This window comes from Bacteroides pyogenes DSM 20611 = JCM 6294, from assembly GCF_000428105.1.
In the GTDB taxonomy this organism is placed as follows: domain Bacteria; phylum Bacteroidota; class Bacteroidia; order Bacteroidales; family Bacteroidaceae; genus Bacteroides; species Bacteroides pyogenes.
Genome location: NZ_ATZH01000049.1, coordinates 1 through 18,162 on the forward strand (window position 1 = coordinate 1; position 18,162 = coordinate 18,162).

At 43.4% G+C, this 18,162-nt stretch carries 21 protein-coding genes and 1 pseudogene; 3 read left to right on the top strand and 19 right to left on the bottom strand.

The window, feature by feature from the left end:
• From C234_RS0111920 to mnmA, 10 genes and pseudogenes are all read right to left on the bottom strand, one after another.
• Positions 1-235 (bottom strand): annotated as a pseudogene (locus C234_RS0111920) (ISL3 family transposase); the annotation flags it as partial.
• Between the two features lie 74 nt (positions 236-309).
• Positions 310-567: a hypothetical protein gene (locus tag C234_RS0111925; RefSeq protein WP_027325956.1), complete on the bottom strand. Its 258-nt coding sequence runs from the start codon at positions 565-567 to the stop codon at positions 310-312.
• Positions 568-987: 420 nt separating this feature from the next.
• A complete protein-coding gene (locus tag C234_RS0111930) occupies positions 988-1,284 on the bottom strand; it encodes a YtxH domain-containing protein (RefSeq protein ID WP_027325957.1) in 297 nt (98 codons plus the stop codon).
• A gap of 27 nt (positions 1,285-1,311) precedes the next feature.
• The gene (locus C234_RS0111935) at positions 1,312-1,569 is read right to left on the bottom strand and encodes a GlsB/YeaQ/YmgE family stress response membrane protein (RefSeq protein ID WP_027325958.1); all 258 of its coding nucleotides are present in this window, start codon (positions 1,567-1,569) and stop codon (positions 1,312-1,314) included.
• Positions 1,570-1,902: 333 nt separating this feature from the next.
• On the bottom strand, positions 1,903-2,661 hold the full coding sequence (trmB, locus tag C234_RS0111940) for a tRNA (guanosine(46)-N7)-methyltransferase TrmB (RefSeq protein WP_027325959.1): 759 nt from the start codon (positions 2,659-2,661) through the stop codon (positions 1,903-1,905).
• 249 nt (positions 2,662-2,910) lie between these two features.
• On the bottom strand, positions 2,911-3,930 hold the full coding sequence (locus C234_RS0111945; protein WP_027325960.1) for a branched-chain amino acid aminotransferase: 1,020 nt from the start codon (positions 3,928-3,930) through the stop codon (positions 2,911-2,913).
• Positions 3,931-3,985: 55 nt separating this feature from the next.
• Entirely contained in the window at positions 3,986-4,195 is a 210-nt protein-coding gene (gene xseB / locus C234_RS0111950; protein WP_027325961.1) for an exodeoxyribonuclease VII small subunit, read from the bottom strand.
• A 142-nt stretch (positions 4,196-4,337) separates the two neighbouring features.
• Positions 4,338-5,606, bottom strand: a complete 1,269-nt coding sequence (gene xseA, locus C234_RS16390) for an exodeoxyribonuclease VII large subunit (protein ID WP_051290258.1) — start codon at positions 5,604-5,606, stop codon at positions 4,338-4,340.
• A gap of 73 nt (positions 5,607-5,679) precedes the next feature.
• Positions 5,680-7,038, bottom strand: coding sequence for a S8 family peptidase (locus C234_RS0111960; protein ID WP_027325962.1), 1,359 nt, complete (start codon positions 7,036-7,038; stop codon positions 5,680-5,682).
• Between the two features lie 24 nt (positions 7,039-7,062).
• Positions 7,063-8,154 carry a tRNA 2-thiouridine(34) synthase MnmA gene (gene mnmA / locus C234_RS0111965; RefSeq protein WP_027325963.1) on the bottom strand — a complete coding sequence of 364 codons (1,092 nt, stop codon included), beginning with the start codon at positions 8,152-8,154 and terminating at the stop codon, positions 7,063-7,065.
• Positions 8,155-8,328: 174 nt separating this feature from the next.
• Here mnmA and C234_RS0111970 point away from each other — a divergent pair, with 174 nt between their 5' ends.
• Positions 8,329-9,210 carry an exodeoxyribonuclease X C-terminal domain-containing protein gene (locus C234_RS0111970; RefSeq protein ID WP_027325964.1) on the top strand — a complete coding sequence of 294 codons (882 nt, stop codon included), beginning with the start codon at positions 8,329-8,331 and terminating at the stop codon, positions 9,208-9,210.
• Here the strand turns inward: C234_RS0111970 and ispF are convergent.
• Positions 9,185-9,664 carry a 2-C-methyl-D-erythritol 2,4-cyclodiphosphate synthase gene (ispF, locus tag C234_RS0111975; RefSeq protein WP_027325965.1) on the bottom strand — a complete coding sequence of 160 codons (480 nt, stop codon included), beginning with the start codon at positions 9,662-9,664 and terminating at the stop codon, positions 9,185-9,187. The genes C234_RS0111970 and ispF overlap by 26 nt on opposite strands.
• A gap of 145 nt (positions 9,665-9,809) precedes the next feature.
• On the opposite strand from ispF, the gene C234_RS0111980 reads away from it, so the two are divergent.
• Positions 9,810-10,316, top strand: coding sequence for a hypothetical protein (locus C234_RS0111980; protein WP_027325966.1), 507 nt, complete (start codon positions 9,810-9,812; stop codon positions 10,314-10,316).
• Positions 10,317-10,430: 114 nt separating this feature from the next.
• Here the strand turns inward: C234_RS0111980 and C234_RS0111985 are convergent, their stop codons facing one another.
• A complete protein-coding gene (locus C234_RS0111985; RefSeq protein ID WP_027325967.1) occupies positions 10,431-11,045 on the bottom strand; it encodes a fumarylacetoacetate hydrolase family protein in 615 nt (204 codons plus the stop codon).
• Positions 11,042-11,698: a redox-sensing transcriptional repressor Rex gene (locus tag C234_RS0111990; RefSeq protein ID WP_027325968.1), complete on the bottom strand. Its 657-nt coding sequence runs from the start codon at positions 11,696-11,698 to the stop codon at positions 11,042-11,044. The genes C234_RS0111985 and C234_RS0111990 overlap by 4 nt, the downstream gene beginning before the upstream one ends.
• 171 nt (positions 11,699-11,869) lie before the next feature.
• On the opposite strand from C234_RS0111990, the gene C234_RS0111995 reads away from it, so the two are divergent.
• Positions 11,870-12,217 carry a translation initiation factor gene (locus C234_RS0111995; RefSeq protein ID WP_027325969.1) on the top strand — a complete coding sequence of 116 codons (348 nt, stop codon included), beginning with the start codon at positions 11,870-11,872 and terminating at the stop codon, positions 12,215-12,217.
• Between the two features lie 214 nt (positions 12,218-12,431).
• Here the strand turns inward: C234_RS0111995 and tsf are convergent, their stop codons facing one another.
• The 6 genes from tsf to C234_RS16845 all read right to left on the bottom strand — a co-directional run bounded on the left by tsf (position 12,432) and on the right by C234_RS16845 (position 17,643).
• Positions 12,432-13,256, bottom strand: coding sequence for a translation elongation factor Ts (gene tsf, locus C234_RS0112000; protein ID WP_027325970.1), 825 nt, complete (start codon positions 13,254-13,256; stop codon positions 12,432-12,434).
• 127 nt (positions 13,257-13,383) lie between these two features.
• Positions 13,384-14,220 carry a 30S ribosomal protein S2 gene (gene rpsB, locus C234_RS0112005; protein ID WP_027325971.1) on the bottom strand — a complete coding sequence of 279 codons (837 nt, stop codon included), beginning with the start codon at positions 14,218-14,220 and terminating at the stop codon, positions 13,384-13,386.
• Between the two features lie 189 nt (positions 14,221-14,409).
• Positions 14,410-14,796, bottom strand: a complete 387-nt coding sequence (gene rpsI, locus C234_RS0112010; RefSeq protein WP_021645279.1) for a 30S ribosomal protein S9 — start codon at positions 14,794-14,796, stop codon at positions 14,410-14,412.
• A gap of 6 nt (positions 14,797-14,802) precedes the next feature.
• Positions 14,803-15,264 (bottom strand): 50S ribosomal protein L13, encoded by a 462-nt coding sequence (rplM, locus tag C234_RS0112015; RefSeq protein WP_027325972.1) that lies wholly within the window; start codon positions 15,262-15,264, stop codon positions 14,803-14,805.
• 322 nt (positions 15,265-15,586) lie between these two features.
• The gene (locus C234_RS0112020) at positions 15,587-16,078 is read right to left on the bottom strand and encodes a DUF4488 domain-containing protein (RefSeq protein WP_027325973.1); all 492 of its coding nucleotides are present in this window, start codon (positions 16,076-16,078) and stop codon (positions 15,587-15,589) included.
• A gap of 578 nt (positions 16,079-16,656) precedes the next feature.
• Positions 16,657-17,643, bottom strand: a complete 987-nt coding sequence (locus C234_RS16845; protein WP_148295231.1) for a DUF3828 domain-containing protein — start codon at positions 17,641-17,643, stop codon at positions 16,657-16,659.
• Between the last annotated feature and the right edge of the window lie 519 nt (positions 17,644-18,162).

Sequence of the window (18,162 nt, forward strand, 5' to 3'; positions counted from 1 at the left end):
TGCAATGAATATAGCAATGGTGCTGAAAGAAATTGAGGTGACGCCATGTCTTATCGAGAGTATCGTAAGCAGTAGATTGGCTGCCATCCGGAGCTGTAAACAGAAAGCCCTTTTCAAAGGCAAGCCATAAGTGCAGTTCTTTTGTGCCGCTTTCATTTATTTGAAATTCGGCACGAATTACGCTCCAAGGGGATTGCAGCCCCAATGCAGATGTGAAGATTTCCTTGCTGTCCATAATGCAAAGATAGGGATTTTTGTGAGCCTACCCACACGATTCGTTATAGAGCCAAAACTTAAGATTCGATTCAATTAGTCAAGTTGCTTTTTCACTTCCTTTTTAGCCTTGTTGTAATCTTCTTTCACTTCCTTTTTAGTGTCATCCCAAGCATCCTTAACCTTATCAGCACCTTCTTCCATTTTATCGGAAGCTTTGTCTAGGGCATCTTCCACAGACTCTTTTGCATTTTCAATTCTTTGTTCTGTTTTATTCTGTTCTTTCTTGTTCCGACAAGAGGACATGAATAATACAAAGCAACACGTTAATGAGATAAATATAAGCTTTTTCATAATGTTTTTTATTTTGTTATACAACATTCTATATCAGATTCCAAGTAAGTAAAAGGCAGTTACATTTTCACACTCCTTACTTTACTTTATTGTTTTGGGAAGTTATTCAACGCTCTGCTATCAACCAGTTTTCAGACTTTGTTACGCTTACTCTTTCATAAGTTCGTTGTTAGAAATTGACACAAAACTATCAGTCATCACTTAACCACTTCTTACACATAGAATACAAATTCATAATCCTGTAGAAATCTTTATGAGTTTTTCTGCAGTAGGAACAGAGTTCTAACTATATTTGTATTCTACAATTTACTTAGAAGATTATTTGGGTATATACTTCATTACAGATAACTTCCCCAAAATATAAACTGAGAAAATAAAAGTAATCTATCCAGTATCAGCCTATTTGAGCTAAGAATCCTATTATTTTTTAGCTTGAGAAATTGCTGAATGAACCTTATCTTTCAATTTCTCTGTCTTTTCAGCGACATCAAGAGTCACATCGAGAATCTTTTCCGCAGCCTTAGTGCCTACGTCTATCACTTTATCTTTAGTATTTTCAGCGGCATCTTCTGCACAATCAGTCACATTCTCAATCACACGATATATTCTCTTTTTCAATCTTCTAGCTTTTGCTGTACGTGAAAAACGGTAAGCAAATGCTCCAATGGTCGAACCTATTACGAGGCCAATAAAAAACTTAGAATTGTTAGTTCCCATAATCAAAAGTTTTAAGCTAATAAATAATTAAAAATCCGTTCTCTTGGGTCTGTTAAAAAAAGATAGAATCCACAATAACAAAATAGCTCCAATAACAGAGGTGAAAAGGCTTCCTAGTAAACCTGTTGTGGCTATTCCAAGCAGACCAAATACCCAGCCTCCCAATACACCACCGACAATTCCTACTAGCAAATTAATAAGAAGTCCAAAACCGCCTCCTCTCATAATCTTACCGGCTATAAATCCAGCAACGATTCCAATGATAATGTACCAAATAAAATACATAAAATTAAATTTTAGTAGATGAAACTTGTTTAAACACCTAAATCGAAGAATCTTAATAGAAAAGACACTGACTCATTCTTATAAAGAAACACAGGATTAAAACAAATAGTTTGTTTGAGAACATTAATTTAACAACTATTCCCATTTTTGAAACGAATAAAAAACATCTCCGATGAATCGAAAAAAAGTCGCTACTTATATTAATGGAGGCATAGGTACATCATAGGGAGATTAACCGAAAACAGGCGAAGGCTTCATTAACTTCAGCAAATTTCACAGCGATTATTTTTTAAAGGACTAAACAATCCACCGATAATATATCGACAATACTTTCTACTTACTCGTGCTTAGTCCGCTCCGCTTGCTGCGGTTATAGCTGCGATACGAATCGAGTTCTATCTCCACATCGGGTTCTTTCAAATCCCCTTCTTGGGGAAGCCGGAACTTAATATACTTAATACTTAAACCGCGGTCCAGCCACTGCTGTTCATAATATGTCTTGATACCCAGAATATCATCTACCAGGTCCGAATGGTATAAATCTTCGGTGATAAACTCAACAGGAAGGCGATTGGCATCTATCATGTACTTCGTATAAGTGAACATAAAGTTGCTGTCTGTCTTCAGGTGAATGATTCCATCAGGTTTCAGAAACTTGCGATACCTGTTCATAAAGTATGTAGAAGTCAGTCGCTTGGTAGCTTTTTTCATCTGCGGATCAGAAAAAGTCAACCATATCTCACTCACTTCACTTTCCGCAAAGAAACGGTCGATGATTTCGATATTCGTTCGCAGGAAAGCCACATTCTTCATACCCGCCTGCAATGACTCGGTAGCCCCCGTCCACATCCGGGCTCCCTTGATATCAACCGCTATAAAGTTCTTTTCGGGAAACATTCTCCCCAATCCCACTGTATACTCTCCTCGCCCACAACCAAGTTCGAGGACAATCGGCCGGTCGTTTTTAAAGAACTCACTGTGCCAGTTTCCTTTCATCTCAAACGGCACATTGTCCATAGCGGAATAAGGGTATTCAAACACATGCGGATAACCCGCCATATCGGCAAACTTCTCTAATTTATTCTTCCCCATATCATTACTGATTAGGATGCAAAGGTACTTACTTTTGACGTAACCAACAAAAATAAATGGAGCACAGATAAGACTCCGTACTCCATTCTTTTGTTTAATAATAATTGTCAGTACATCTGTGTTTCATAAGAGATTCTATTAAACACATACAATTTACCACATAGCTTCCTATGTCCTCTTGCAACAACAGCTCTTAAATATCTGTAGAAAACGACTACAGGCATTTGCACTAACGACAGTAAATGTACACTACTCCACGATTGTCACCCAACCGTGCGTATCGGGTTCATCGCCATACTGAATGGCACGCAACTTATTGTACAACTTCGTACAAATGGGTCCCGGTTTCCCATCTTTCGATATTACGTACGACTTCCCATTCTCCAAGTCGTCGATCCGCTCAATGGGACTGATTACGGCAGCCGTTCCACAAGCACCCGCCTCTTCGAACGTAGCGAGTTCTTCTTCCGGTACCGGACGGCGTTCTACCTTCAACCCCATATCTTCGGCAAGTTGCATCAAACTCTTGTTGGTAATAGAAGGAAGAATGGAAGAAGATTTGGGAGTGATATACGTGTTGTCTTTGATCCCGAAGAAATTGGCAGCGCCACATTCATCGATATATTTCTTTTCTTTTGCATCCAAATAGAATTCGCAAGAATAACCCAGGTCATGCGCTTTCTTGTTGGCACGCAAGCTGGCAGCATAGTTTCCTCCCACTTTGAAAGTACCGGTCCCATGGGGAGCGGCACGATCATACTCACGAATAATAACGTACGGATTGGTAGAGAAACCGCCTTTGAAGTAAGGACCTACAGGCGTTACAAATACCACAAACATATATTCACTTGCCGGACGCACGCCTACTTGCGCACCTGTTCCTATGAGCAACGGGCGAATATAAAGAGAAGCGCCGGTCTCGTAAGGAGGAATGAACCGCTCGTTCAGCTTCACTACTTTCAATATCGCCTCCTTGAAGCGTGCTGTAGGCAATTCCGCCATCATGATTCCCTGACAAGTAGCTTGCAGCCGCGCTGCATTTTCTTCGAGGCGGAAGATACGCACTCTGCCATCTTTGCCGCGGAAAGCTTTCAACCCTTCGAAAGCTTCCTGCCCATAGTGCAGACACGTAGCCGCCATGTGAAGATTGAGATACTCGCTACTGCTAACTTCCAGTTCTCCCCACGCACCATCGCGGAAATTGATTCTCACATTGTAATCTGTCTTCATATATCCGAAAGACAGATTCGACCAGTCTATTTCTTTCATATCATTAGGTATTAGTAAGTATGTCCTACATCTGATGAATATACAAAAGTACGTGTTATTCTTCAGATTCCCTCTTTTCCCGCAATATTTTTTCCACTTCCCGATCAGCTTTCGTCAGTTTCTCTGTGCAAAAAGCGATAATCCGGTTGGCCTCTTTGATTTTATCGCTCAGCACGTCAATATCCAACTGATTATTATCAATCTGACGGACTATTTCTTCAAGACGTTCCATAGCCTGTGTATAAGTTTCTTTCTTTGCTGCCATTTTTCTAAAGTTAGTAGTTGTACATTTATCGCATATTAGCATATCATAAAGATTATCAAACAAGCGCCATCGTCAGCCTGCACAATGATATTCGATAGAAGTCGGTTATGTTTTATATACTACTTTATATCCACATCATCTTTCAACGTTTTTCCGAGCGGTTACTCACTAATTTTATTCCTTCCACGACTATAGACTGCACGCTTCCTTTTGCCAATCGTGTGATCAAACAATCTCCTGCTTTCAGCTGCGAAGCGTCGGTAACAGCTTTCCCTTCTCTCAGAGTGATGCTGTAGCCGCGGCTCAGAAGTTTTTGGGGCGAAGCATCGGCAATACGCTGTCCTAGGAGTTCCAACCGATGTCGATGATATGTCAACAACCCTGATATGCCTTGGGATAAATCCTTACGTATAGAAAAGAGAGTGAAACGTTCTTCCGTGAGTTTACGGCGGACAAGTTCAGGAATAGAATTCCGGATCTCGGCCAAGCGAATCCACTCCATATCAAGAAGCGCGATCGCTCCTTGCCGGACATGCTCCGACAGATCGAACAAGCGGTCTGCCGCTTCCGCCATACGGGATATCAAAAGCTCGGCGGCAGCCGTAGGTGTTTTCACACGGGTATGAGCCACAGAATCAAGCACGGTATCGTCACGTTCGTGTCCGATGCCCGTAATGACAGGCAAGGGGAACTGCGCGCAGGCAGCCGCCAACAAATAAGTATCGAAGCCCGACAAATCGGAAGTGGCTCCTCCTCCCCGGATGATAACCACAACGTCAAACTCGCGCAATCGGCTGTAGACCTCATCCAGAGCCGACAATACCGACTGTTCCACCTGATTCCCCTGCATCAACGCCGGAAAAAGTTCGATATAAAAGAAGAAGCCGCGCGCATTGTGATGCAATTGGTGGCAAAAATCGCCGTAACCCGCTGCCGTAGCGGAAGAAACCACAGCCACACGTTGTGGAAGAACAGGCATCTCCAGCTCTTTATTGAGTGTCAGCACCCCCTCTTCCTGCAATTGTGCCAAAATTTCACGGCGGCGCAAGGCCATATCTCCCAACGTATATGCAGGATCGATATCAAGAACCGTCAGGCTGTAACCGTAAAGTTCGTGAAATTGTACTGTCACCTTAACCTGAACCTTGATACCGGAAGTAAACAACCTACCGGTGCTCTCTTCAAAGTATGGTTTCAACAGTCGGAAAACGTAGCTCCAAATCATCCCCCGGGCTTTGGCTATGAGATTATTGCTTCTCGGATCTTTCTGTACAAACTCAAGGTAGCAATGCCCTGTTGCGTTAGTACGTACCTCGCTCAACTCCGCCTGCACCCAATACTCGTCCGGCATCGATTGCTCCAACGTTTGCCTGACCAGTGAGTTCAACTCTATAAGTTCCATTGCCATCATTTCCATTCCCGTACTTCTAATCTTCTTTTAAATGCTGTTCAGCAGTGAAGCGCTTCCTCCACGACCACATCCCTTATTTTCCACCAACTTTCAAATACGCTTTCCACAAATCGGGCACTCCGTAACCATAGATATTGTCGGGAAAATCAGCGCGGTCACCCGAATGGCGTACCAACTCAATCACTTCCTTTGCCGTCAGTTCCGGACAAGCTTGCCACAAGCAAGCCACCATGCCGCACATGATAGGTGAAGCGAAAGAAGTTCCGTTGGCACGGCGAAGATTACCGTTCGTCCCCATGACATCAGAGGCCAAGCCGACAGCCATTACATCGGGCTTCACACGCCCATCACTCGTATTCCCGATGGAAGAGAAAGGCGCCAATACGCCTTTTTTATCAACAGCCCCTACCGTCAGCACGTTTTCCGCATCGGCCGGAGGGGTAATCTTCTTCCAAGAACCCACTCCTGAATTACCGGCACTGCAAACCATAACGATTCCCTTATCAGCTGCACGGGATGCCTGGCGAGACATCAACGCGTATTGCCCGTCCAAATCACGAAAACGATAGTTCTTCGAAACATCATCGAACTTATAGTATCCCAGCGATGTATTTACCAAGTCAACCCCTACGCTGTCAGCAAATTCGATAGCGGCTGCCCAATAGTCTTGCTCTACCAGATGCTCTGAATATTCATCCTCGCTCCGAATCAGCCAGTAAGAGGCTTCAGGAGCCGTACCGATCATAACATTCGGAAGATTCATAGCCATACAAGAAAGCACACACATACCGTGGTCGCTTTCCGCATAAATATCGGCGCCGGGATAAACGAAATCTCGTGTACCCAAAATACGGATATTCTTCATAGCTTCTATGCGGTCGACGTTGTGAAATCCTGCATCGATAACGCCAATCGTCATGCCTTGCCCCTTAAATCCCGCTTCGTGAAGCAAATGAGCACGGCTCATCTCTATCTGAGTGATAGCCTTGCCGTACAAACTGTCCGAGCGAACCGGTACATTCACCAAAGAATCCCGCTTGGTGGCTTTCTCCATCTTGCCTGTCCATACTTTCTCGGCAGAACGAACGAAAGGCAGGTCGACAATCGCCTTTATAAGAGTACTGTCGTTACAGGAAACCGTCACAAAATTATCCCATTTACCGGTGACCACCACATGAACTCCTTTTTTACGTATCGCATCAACGTATTTCCTGCATACGGGCAAATCAGTAGAATCGATCGGCAATCCCTGTCTCTCCCTTCGCTCGATGGACTTGCGCGAAAGGAACTTCTCAGGCCTGCGCAGCGAATATTCCGTAGCCGCTTTATCTTTCAAGCCAATGCGATACTTCAATGTGTCGGTGGGCACGAATTGGGCGGAAGCGCCCAAAGCCACAACCAAAGTTCCGAAGAACCATAAAATTTTCTTCATCATCATATAATGTTTATTTATACGTTATTTTATATCCGAAGCAAGAGTTTGAATCACCAGCCCGATTCCACGCTGCGAAGCGATGAAAGCTCCGCCAAGCACTCGTTTCCCGTTGTAGAACACAGCCGATTGCCCCGGAGCGATGGCTGAAGCCGACTCGAGAAACCTGACAAGCAGGCGGCCGTCTTCCAACCGTTTCACTCGGCAAGGAAGCGGACGGCTGCGGTAGCGAATGCGTACAGTGAGATTGTCGCAGCCGAAAAGTTCTTCTTCATTCACCAGCTTATCCCGTTCTACAAGCATATATTCGGTTTTCAGCTGATCGGCGTCACCCAACATCACGGTATTTTTCTCCGGATTGATCTTCAGCACATAGGCAGGTTTTCCCAAAGCAATATCCAACCCCTTCCGCTGACCGATGGTGTAATAAGGCGCACCTTTATGTTGTCCCAGTTTCACACCTTCGGAGCTGACAAACCAGCCGGGCCCGATCTCGCGATCGATCTCAGGACACTGCTCGCGTAGGAAGTCTCGATAGTCTCCTTTGATAAAGCAAACCTCCATACTCTCACTTTCTTTCGACTTGGCTTCATATCCACGGGCAGCCAGATATTCGCGGACTTCCGACTTGGTATAGTCACCCAGCGGAAATATGCATCTCCTGAACACCTCTTGCCCGACTTGCCAAAGAAAGTACGACTGATCTTTTTTTTCATCATCTCCAGCAACGATATAAATGCGCCCGCCATGTTCTTCCAAACGGGAATAATGTCCGGTCGCAATCCAATCGCAATTAAGACGATCTGCCCATTCCGTCAATACACGAAACTTGAAAAGAGGGTTACACATCACACATGGATTGGGTGTACGCCCTTGCCTGTACTCATCTATGAAATTCTTAACAATGGTATCTTTAAAAGGGGTGCGCTCGTCTGCCACAAAATGCTCGATACCCATACGTACCGCCAACTCCGCGGCATCATGCGGTTCGTCTCCCCATACCCGCATGGTGACACCCACAATCTCATATCCTTTTTCCATCAGCATCAGGCAAGTAGCGGTGCTATCTATTCCGCCACTCATACCCACCAGCACTCTTTTACTCCGTTCTCTCATCCAAAATCGAATTGTATTCGTGCAAAGGTAAGAGATATACAGTTAATTACCTAACGGAGAATCCATAAAAAGGATGTTAACGCACTCCACGGCAGAGGTTCTTGTTTGCCGGAAAGTTGCTTTTCTCAAATAAAATTCATACATTTGAGATATATCCTAAAAGAGCAAGCAGCAATGGCTAATCCGAACATACCGGGAGTTTCCGAAAGCGAGCAAGCCTTATTGTATGCCAAACTGAATGAATACAATCGAGGCAGGGCCTCTTTCAAGGAGGCAGGAGTTTATCTGGTCGTACTGCCCCGACCGGAAAAACCCCACTACTCGCTCTGGCTTTATTCGCCGCTCCCCGAAAGGCAGACTATTCTTTATATTCGTGATCTGACCGCCGATGTACACACATCGCTGCGCATGGCAAGCAGTATGCTTTATTATTCGCGCCGCTGCCTCATCCTCATGGAATACAACGAAAAAAGGATGCAGAGTCGCGGAGAAGATCTGATATTCTTCGGCAAATACCGGGGACATTTTCTGCACGAAATTCTGGAGGTAGATCCCAATTATTTGAGTTGGATAGCCTATAAGTTCGTACCTCAAATTCCGAAGCAGGAGAGGTTTGTCAAAATTGCCCGGGCTTATCACTCGGTGCATCTCGACTTGATGTTACGCAAAACGAAGGAAATGCGGAAAAGCAGCTGTTTTTTAGGAGAAGAAGGAGAAACAGTCACCAATTTACGACTGAAAGTCATGAAGGTGAAATTGGAAGATGATCCTTACAAAACAAGAGTCATTGATGGCAGAACCCCGGAGTTTTATGTCACACAACGGCTCACACTTCATGATGCAAGCGGAAACCTCGTCGTATTAGGTATTCGCTCGAAACACCCCAGTCCGGCATCGTGTACTCTGCCCGCCATGGTTCATAAATACCGTCCGGGAGAAATAATCTACGTGGCATCGGCACGGATTGCCCGAACTTTCCAACACTATGGTTCGAAGTTCACCCGACTGAGTCACGTAAAACTTATCAACCTTAATCTTTCTCAATCAAGACAGTAACATAAGCAGATATTCCCTCTTCCCGTCCTGTAAAGCCGAGTTTTTCGGAGGTAGTGGCTTTGATGGCGATATCATCCGGGGAGATGCCCATTACATTCGCTAAAGTTTCCTGCATCAGAGGGATATGCGGTTTCAACTTCGGCTGTTCGGCACAAACCGTAGCATCCACATTTCCCACCCGATAGCCTTTTCCGGCAATCAACCCGACCGTCTTCTTCAATAGAATCTTACTGTCTACATTCTTGAACTCTCCCGCCGTATCGGGGAAATGAAAGCCGATATCGCGCATATTGGCAGCGCCCAGCAGGGCGTCGCAAATAGCATGCACCAGTACATCGGCGTCCGAATGTCCCAACAGTCCTTTGGTATGTTGCAAAAGGACTCCTCCCAACCATAACTCACGACCTTCGACCAAGCGGTGGACATCGTAACCAAACCCAACTCTTATCTTCATAACTATTTTTATTTTACCGTATTAAATCCGATTAAACCCGTAGCTTTGCAGGCAGGTTTCGATGAATTAAGCTGAAAATGTTCTTTTTCTGTTTTTTAAAACGCTCCATTCGGCTATCTTTGCAAAAGTACAAACAATTATTGAAATGAATAAGAAAACAGCTCCGTTAGTTATCCTTTTCTTATGGGTAGGCATTTGCCGGATGTCTGCACAGATGGAAACTCTTTCCAATGGTTCTGACAGTCGCCCGTATCCCACCATTCAATTCGATGAAAGTCATGGAAGTCTACAGTCGGCATGGACGACTACGTTCAGCAACCTCCCTATTCAACCGATCGGAAGGTCCTGTCCACCAACTATAAAATACGAAATCCGGCGAGTGGGCAATTATTGTTTTCTGATTAAACAGACAAGCCGGCGACCGCTCTCCTTCGCCTCAGAGTCAGAGGCTAAAAAGGGAAAGCCCCGATATTCGCTGTCAGTCCCGACAACCTTCAATATAAAAAAACTGAATCTGCCCAAACTGCACGACCCGTATGCCGAAGAAAAGGTAACAGCGTTCGACTTATTCATGAATGTCCTTTTCGAGAGTATATTTTTTCCGGACAATAACAATTACTTCCGGTACGGCAGAAGCACCATCGACAACTGAAAAATCGCTCCGGACAATGAGAATATTTGAAGTAGCTACGAACAAAGCCCTGTCCGGAAGTGAAAGGTGACGCAGAATCGCAATGCAATGACGCATGTAGCACGAAAATACTCCTTAACGAATGTAGAAGTCGAGCAGTTTTTCCTCCTCGAGGTATCCTTGCAGATGTTGACCTACACTGACAGGGCCTACTCCCGCGGGAGTACCCGTAAACAGCAGGTCACCGATTTTCAGCGTTACAAAATGGCTGACATAAGCAATCAGGTCATCGATTTCGAAAAGCATATCCGCCGTGCATCCGCGCTGTACCTCCTGCCCGTCTACGGTCAGGTAAAAATTCAGCGATCGGACATCCCCATAACGCGCCACAGGCACAAACGTCCCGATAGCCGCCGAAGAATCGAACCCCTTGCAAAGTTCCCACGGATGCCCCGATTTACGAAACTTACGTTGAAGGTCGCGCGCAGTAAAGTCGATTCCTACCGTCAGAGCGTCATAGTATCGGTGCGCAAAACGAGAAGAGATGTTTTTGCCCAACCGGTTGATGCGCACCACCAATTCCGTTTCGTAATGAACCTCTTTGGAAAAATCGGGGATAAAAAATGGTTTCCCATCTTTCAGTATAGCCGAATCAGGTTTCATAAAAATTACCGGCTCTGTATTCACTTCTGTATGCCCCAGTTCTTCGTTGTGTCGGGCATAGTTCATTCCCACAGCTATAATTTTCATCCTTTGATTTCATTAAAATTCAACCGGTTGAACATCACCGCCAAATGCGCATAAAGAGAAGTATTCTGCACCACTATGTTCTCGGGCACACGAATGCGGAAAGGGGTAAAGTTCCATACAGCCTTGATACCACCGTCCACCATCTTATCCGTTATATCCTGAGCGATACTGATAGGCACGGTAAGTACCCCAATGTTTACATCATATTCTTTCATCTTCGCTTCAAACTCATCGGAGTGAAAGATAGGAATACCGTTCAAATCTTTTCCCACCAATTCGGGTTTCACATCGAAAGCTGCCACAATCTCCAAACCGAAATGATGCAAACCCGAATCACCCAGCAAAGCAGCGCCCAAACTACCTACACCAAACAAGAAAGCCTTGTGCATATCCGTAAATCCGAGAAAACTCTCGAGCGCCTCAATCAGCGCGTCGATATTGTATCCCACTCTTGTACGTCCCGAAATATTTACATACGACAAATCTTTGGCGATTTGTGAAGCGTCAATATTTATTTGTTTGGATATTTGTGTAGAAGAGACGTATTGCTCTCCTTTTTCTTTCATTAGTTTTATGTTCGACAGATACCAGGGAAGTCTCCGCAAGGTAGGCTCCGGCACTTTATCCGCCTCTTTCCGTACACAAGTGCTCATACTGCTTACTAAAATTTGGTATATGCAAAAATACACTATTTTTTTATACTGACAACCTAATAATCGAAAACCTTAATAGAGATTAAACAAAACGATGAAAACTCCGCCTTATTTTGCTCTTTCCGACAAGTTTCATACTTTTGGAAAAAGAATAAAGATGACAATAAATATATGAAAAGGAATGATTGGAAAAACAGACTCAATGTGGTATATTCTACCAACCCCGATTTCAGCTACGAGACCGAACCCGCCGAAGAGACAAGCACTCTCGAAAAAAACAGGCAAAAACTGCGCGTATCACTCGACCGTAAGAACAGAGGAGGCAAAGTAGTGACTCTGGTAAGCGGATTTGTGGGCAGCGACGAAGATCTGAAAGAACTTGGCAAACTGCTAAAAAACAAATGTGGAGTAGGCGGATCGGCAAAAGACGGAGAAATCATCGTACAAGGCGACTTCAAGACGAAAGTTACGGAGCTCTTGATAAAAGAGGGATACACACAAACAAAGATGAAAGGATAAAGGAAGTGCCCCCTGAAGGTGAACTTTCGAGTATGCCCCAAGATACCTGAAAAGCCATATCTTACCTCAGCATAGAGTTCAGATATGGCTTTCTTATTGTTTTAGCAATTACGATTCGTTATTTTTTCGAGAACGCATTTTAGTCTCAACACTATTCTCTTTATTCTTACTCACGCAGATTGTGAATATCTAACGGAATCATCCGACAGCCGAATTATTCAGCTCTCAAAGTGAAACGTTTGAATGCAGTTACAGTCAAGTCCTTATCCTGGTTTTTCAAGAAATCGGCTACAGTCATTTTAGCATCCTGAATATACTCTTGTTTCAGCAGGCATACCTCTTTATAGAATTTACCGATACGCCCCATGGCAATCTTTTCGATCATGTTCTCAGGTTTGCCTTCCTGGCGAGCCTTGTCGACAGCGATCTCTTTTTCTTTTTCCAATACATCGGCAGGAACATCGTTTTCGTCGATAGCGATCGGATTCATAGCGGCAATCTGCATAGCCACTTCGTGACCTACTTTCGCGTCTGTTTCTTTATTCAGCACAACCATCGTGCAAAGGAAGTTCTTCCCCTGGTGATTGTATACTGAAATAGAAGGACCTTCAACAGTTGCATAACCGTCCAATTCCATCTTTTCACCCGTAATACCGCTTCTGTCTGTCACAGCGTCGGCTACCGTACCGTTACCCATCGGAAGAGCTTTCACTTCGTCCAATGTCTGGCATTTATTAGCAATAGCGGCATCCAGAATATCTTGAGTCAACTTCACGAAATCTTCGTTTTTAGCAACGAAGTCGGTCTCGCACTTCAAAGCAATCATAGCGCCGAACCCGTTCTCAGCCTTAGCCAATACACAGCCTTCGGAAGCTTCGCGATCAGAACGTTTTGCGGCAACAGCCTGTCCTTTCTCACGGATAATCTTCATTGCTTGATCGAAATCGCCATTCGCTTCTGTCAACGCGTTTTTGCAATCCATCATACCAGCTCCGGTCATCTTACGCAGCTTGGTAATATCAGCCATAGTTACAGCCATAATATCTCCTTTTATTTTATTTAATGAATAATAATTTCGAAACAAAAAATGTGCCAATCTGCCAATCAAAAGCCGGATGTATGCGAATACACCCCGGCCATTAGCAAATTGGCACATTATATTCTAATTAAGCCTCTTCGTCTTCCTTCATGAAAGCAGCAGCCTTAGCCGCATTGATAGCTTCCTCGTCAGACTTGTCGAGTCTTGCTTTGGCCGATTTCTTCTTGCCTCTGTTGGCAGGAGCTTCACCGGCAGCTTCCATATCTATTTTTTCAGCTTTTCTTTCTTCCAAACCTTCTTGCATTGCAGCGCAGCAAGCTTCCAGAATAACTTCTACAGATTTTGTAGCGTCATCATTGGCAGGAATTACGAAATCGATGTTCGAAGGATCGGAGTTTGTATCTACGATACCGAAAACAGGGATACCCAGACGGTTGGCTTCACGCACTGCGATGTTCTCTTTCATTACATCGATTACGAACAAAGCGGAGGGCAGACGGGTCAAATCTGCGATTGATCCCAAAGTCTTATCCAACTTTGCGCGTTGACGGGAAATCTGAAGGATTTCTCTTTTAGAAAGATTGGCATACGTTCCGTCGTTAGTCAGTTTGTCGATCGTAGCCATTTTCTTCACAGCCTTACGGATAGTCGGGAAGTTAGTCAACATACCGCCCGGCCAACGCTCGATTACATAAGGCATATTTACAGACTGGGCCTTCTCGGCAACAACCTGTTTCGCTTGTTTTTTAGTAGCAACAAAAAGAACTTTTTTGCCCGATTTGGCAATCTGTTTCAAAGCTTCGGCAGCTTCGTCTACTTTTGCAACTGTTTTGTGGAGGTCAATGATATGAATACCATTGCGTTCCATGAAAATATAAGGAGCCATTGAAGGGTTCCACTTTCTCTTAAGGTGTCCGAAGTGGCAACCGGCTTCCAATAATGTATCAAAATTTGTTCTTGACATTTCTTTTTTCTTTTTAATCGTTTACTTTCTTTTTTGTTTTTCTAAACCAACCGCCGGGTAGTCTTTACCGAGTCCCGGTAGTTTAGATACTAAACGTAATTCAGTCTACGAGCCAATCAGGCCGACAGGAAACAAGGAGAGAATCCTCGCTCGCTCGTGAATTTCTTCGTTTGCGAATCTATCAACCGATTAACGTTTACTGAACTGGAATCTTCTGCGAGCTTTCGGTTGTCCCGGTTTTTTACGTTCAACAGAACGTGGATCGCGGGTCATAAAGCCTTCAGCGCGAAGAGCTGCTTTGTCTTCAGCATTGATCTTAACCAAAGCACGGGCGATAGCCAAGCGCAAAGCCTGAGACTGGCCTGTAAAACCGCCGCCACACAGATTCACCTTGATGTCGTACTTCTCAGCAGCACCCAGTTTGTTCAATGGCTGTTTTACTACATACTGAAGTATAGTTGATGGAAAGTACTCTGCAAGGTCTCTCTTGTTAATAGTAATCTTTCCTGTACCTTCGCTAACGAATATGCGCGCAATCGCGCGTTTACGTCTGCCTAATGCATTTACTACTTCCATTATATCTTATTTATATGAATTAATATCAATCATTTTAGGGTTCTGAGCCGCATGTTTGTGTTCGCTTCCCGCGTAAACATACAGGTTTTTCAGCAATTTTGCTCCCAAGATATTTTTGGGAAGCATGCCCTTCACTACTTTTTTCAACAATCTCTCTTCACCGTTAGGTTTAGCGATTAAACGTGCGGGTGTCATTTCTCTCTGACCGCCGGGATAGCCGGTATACGACAAATATACTCTGTCATTCCATTTGTTTCCGGTCAATTTAACTTTGTCTGCATTGATGATGATTACGTTATCACCGCAGTCAACATGAGGAGTAAAGTTCGGTTTGTACTTTCCTCTCAACAATTTTGCAACTTTCGCTCCCAGACGTCCCAATGTTTGGTCGGTAGCGTCAACAACAACCCATTCTTTGGTTACTGTCGCTTTGTTTGCAGAAATGGTCTTGTAACTTAAAGTATCCACTCTTAATTTTCTTTTTTAAATGTTACTACTAAAAATATTCTTCACCACTCATCAGCCCTCCCCGGACAAAGGAAGACTAATGTGCTATGAATTAATCTCTTATCATTATGTGATAATAATCGGCTTGCAAAAGTACGGCTTTTCTTTGAAACAGCAAACTATTTCTCTCTTTTTTTGGATTTATACGGTTGATTGACAGCACAAATTGAAACAAAAAAAGCCTGATCCCACGCAAAGCCTGTAATGATGAAACACTCACAGCTTTAACGTAGAACCCGGCGGAAGCGCCAACAAGGGGCACTTCTTTTTGTCGGGAATGTCATTACCTGACTATATCCTCAGGAAATTTGGCAGGCATAGTGAGCCTTTTCCATGTCTCATGATACCAGGCATTCAACTCGTGCCCATACAAATCTTTTTTGATAAAATACTTTAAGTACAAGAGTGTATTATCCACAATCTCAAAGATCAGTACATTGTCTTTGTTATCCAGCATCGGAAGGTGAATATTTTTCTCAATGCTTTCTTTATAAGTAGTGTCGCTCAGTTGGACATACGTGCCATATCCGGTAATAATAGCATCCGAACCCGGTATAAGAGTAAAATTAACGATGCGCCCGTCTTCCGACAACACTTTAAATGTATTACTGGGTTTCAACGTCCCCGGCAGGTCTGCCGCTTCTGAAACATAATGGCAAAGTTGCCAAATTCCCTTTAATTCGGCCGGTTTGAAATCTTTTTTTTCTTGGGCCTTCCCACCTGCTACCACCAACAGCATCACTGAAAGCATGGCAAAAAAAATCTTTTTTTTCATAGCAATATGATTTTAAAATTACCGATAGCTAATCCATATGGCCAAATATATACATTTTTTTCGAGAAAACCGCTATTATGCGCTACAAAAGATCACATATTCTTCAACAATCTTCATTATTAGGTAAATATATCATTTATGACCTTTCTTCCCCCATCTCCACCACCCGGTTCACATATTCATTTACAACCGTTATTTCCATCTAACCAAACAAAGTTTCAACAACAGAATAAAGGCGGCGGTTATTGCACAAGCGAAAAAAGGAGAAAATAAAATGACTCAAAACGAGCCTTTAGTGATTCCACCGATACTCGTTCCGCTGCCATTGAAATTCCCATGGAAACAAGGGAGTGAACATAGTGCATCATGCTCCAAGAAAGCAATTAATTGAAAAGTTTTACTCCTAGTCATAGGCCAATCATATAGCTATTTCTCCGACTCAGTGAATATATATAGCCAGCACGGTGAGTATATATGGACAGCACGGTAGACATATATGGCTACCACGGTGGGTATATATGCCTACCACGGTGAGTATATATGGACAGCAAGCCTATCTATTTATGCTATTATATAAGCTATAAATTTCTGCTTTCCGTCCAAACTTTGTCGATCAAATACCCCTTTCCTTTCTTCACAACACCAATATTGACAGATTTGACCGATTTTCCCCAATATGTATAAGTCATTCGATAAGAACCTGCCGCCATAGGAGTGCAAATTATAGATGGAATCCAAAGCCGATCGAAGTCGAAATAATCAATTAGCAAATCATAACCGGGAAAGTCCTCATTCTCATTTGCCGATCGGATTTGCCTCAAAGCATTTTGAGAACAATATTTCGCACGCAAAGAATCCAAACGAGACAACAAGTCTACAGGCATGTCGCAATACGCTTGTAGATAGGCATCATAGAACGTCTTTACAAAAGAAAGGGGAGTAGAGTTATCAACAATCACTTGATGATCTGTACGACATAGCAGACTATCACCGTATAAGGAACCGTGCCATTCGGGAGTGATATAATCAATCAACAACCTGCCGCCTGCTTCTCTCAGTCTTACAGGGATATTAGTGCGCTCCACAGAACCACATGCATAACTGACCATATACCAGTTACTCTCCAGATGTCTCACATTAAATGTATTTGCGAAAACTTTGTCGAAATCCTGAGCACGGATGATTGGATCGCTGTTTGTGGCGGAAGCCACTCTTCGTATCTTAGCTATTAAATCAGGCGTTAAGTTTGTCCGTACAAGCGTATCGTTTCTATCATCTGCCGAATCAGAAACGTTTATGGCATAAGAAATATAAAAATCCTTAATCATTTTTATTCCCTTCCCTTCGTGTTGCTCAACCGGCTTTGACAGATCGCCTTCAGTGACAGACTGTCCGTAAGAAATACCGCATAAAAAGACAAACATCAAAAAGAAAGTTGCTTTTGCAGTATTGCTTTTTGTTTGCTTTGTTTTAAAAACAGCAATGTGATGATTAGATAAAGATTCCACCAATCTCAAAGCAATGGTGGCAATTAAAAAGAATAAAAGGTTACTTAAGGCACTCATATTAAGGAAAGATATTTATTAAAATAAGGATAATCCTTAAGCCGGTTTTACGGCGACTATACTTTTTATAAGCATGGCATACAACACATAAAAGACATCCCGCTTCGAAACAAATGAATCCTATATAATATGTTGGCGAATAAACAATGGCTGTAAGATTCAACCCTATTTATCCGCAAGGATTGTTTCGTGGCGGGATAGCTATAAATCGACTGTCATCACGATTCCCAAGTTCGTTCAAAAGAGGGTGAATTCTAAGTCCTCTCCAAACAATATCTATAAAATCTTACCCAGGTTTACGAATATTAACGTATCCTTGGGTAAGTTCTTATATAGACATAACTACTCTTCAGAAGTGTATAGCTACTTCCTAAACCTAAGAATTTTTCGAAGTTAAGCCCCTTTTATTATGCTACCAATGTTACAAATGGAGTCTGCCTTCGTATCACAGCAAAAGACCTTGCTATGATTTTGGCTCTTACCGCATTGATTACAGATGCTTTATGTTTTCCCTCGGCT

What these genes read in the sequence shown, in the direction of transcription:
- xseB (WP_027325961.1), bottom strand. Translation starts at nt 4,195, where the DNA reads ATGGCAGCAAAGAAAGAAACTTATACACAGGCTATGGAACGTCTTGAA.
- rpsI (WP_021645279.1), bottom strand. Translation starts at nt 14,796, where the DNA reads ATGGAAGTAGTAAATGCATTAGGCAGACGTAAACGCGCGATTGCGCGC.
- C234_RS0111985 (WP_027325967.1), bottom strand. Translation starts at nt 11,045, where the DNA reads ATGAAAATTATAGCTGTGGGAATGAACTATGCCCGACACAACGAAGAA.
- C234_RS0111970 (WP_027325964.1), top strand. Translation starts at nt 8,329, where the DNA reads ATGGCTAATCCGAACATACCGGGAGTTTCCGAAAGCGAGCAAGCCTTA.
- xseA (WP_051290258.1), bottom strand. Translation starts at nt 5,606, where the DNA reads ATGATGGCAATGGAACTTATAGAGTTGAACTCACTGGTCAGGCAAACG.
- C234_RS16845 (WP_148295231.1), bottom strand. Translation starts at nt 17,643, where the DNA reads ATGAGTGCCTTAAGTAACCTTTTATTCTTTTTAATTGCCACCATTGCT.
- ispF (WP_027325965.1), bottom strand. Translation starts at nt 9,664, where the DNA reads ATGAAGATAAGAGTTGGGTTTGGTTACGATGTCCACCGCTTGGTCGAA.
- C234_RS0111990 (WP_027325968.1), bottom strand. Translation starts at nt 11,698, where the DNA reads ATGAGCACTTGTGTACGGAAAGAGGCGGATAAAGTGCCGGAGCCTACC.
- C234_RS0111935 (WP_027325958.1), bottom strand. Translation starts at nt 1,569, where the DNA reads ATGTATTTTATTTGGTACATTATCATTGGAATCGTTGCTGGATTTATA.
- trmB (WP_027325959.1), bottom strand. Translation starts at nt 2,661, where the DNA reads ATGGGGAAGAATAAATTAGAGAAGTTTGCCGATATGGCGGGTTATCCG.
- C234_RS0111980 (WP_027325966.1), top strand. Translation starts at nt 9,810, where the DNA reads ATGAATAAGAAAACAGCTCCGTTAGTTATCCTTTTCTTATGGGTAGGC.
- C234_RS0112020 (WP_027325973.1), bottom strand. Translation starts at nt 16,078, where the DNA reads ATGAAAAAAAAGATTTTTTTTGCCATGCTTTCAGTGATGCTGTTGGTG.
- C234_RS0111925 (WP_027325956.1), bottom strand. Translation starts at nt 567, where the DNA reads ATGAAAAAGCTTATATTTATCTCATTAACGTGTTGCTTTGTATTATTC.
- tsf (WP_027325970.1), bottom strand. Translation starts at nt 13,256, where the DNA reads ATGGCTGTAACTATGGCTGATATTACCAAGCTGCGTAAGATGACCGGA.
- C234_RS0111960 (WP_027325962.1), bottom strand. Translation starts at nt 7,038, where the DNA reads ATGAAGAAAATTTTATGGTTCTTCGGAACTTTGGTTGTGGCTTTGGGC.
- mnmA (WP_027325963.1), bottom strand. Translation starts at nt 8,154, where the DNA reads ATGAGAGAACGGAGTAAAAGAGTGCTGGTGGGTATGAGTGGCGGAATA.
- rpsB (WP_027325971.1), bottom strand. Translation starts at nt 14,220, where the DNA reads ATGTCAAGAACAAATTTTGATACATTATTGGAAGCCGGTTGCCACTTC.
- C234_RS0111995 (WP_027325969.1), top strand. Translation starts at nt 11,870, where the DNA reads ATGAAAAGGAATGATTGGAAAAACAGACTCAATGTGGTATATTCTACC.
- C234_RS0111930 (WP_027325957.1), bottom strand. Translation starts at nt 1,284, where the DNA reads ATGGGAACTAACAATTCTAAGTTTTTTATTGGCCTCGTAATAGGTTCG.
- C234_RS0111945 (WP_027325960.1), bottom strand. Translation starts at nt 3,930, where the DNA reads ATGAAAGAAATAGACTGGTCGAATCTGTCTTTCGGATATATGAAGACA.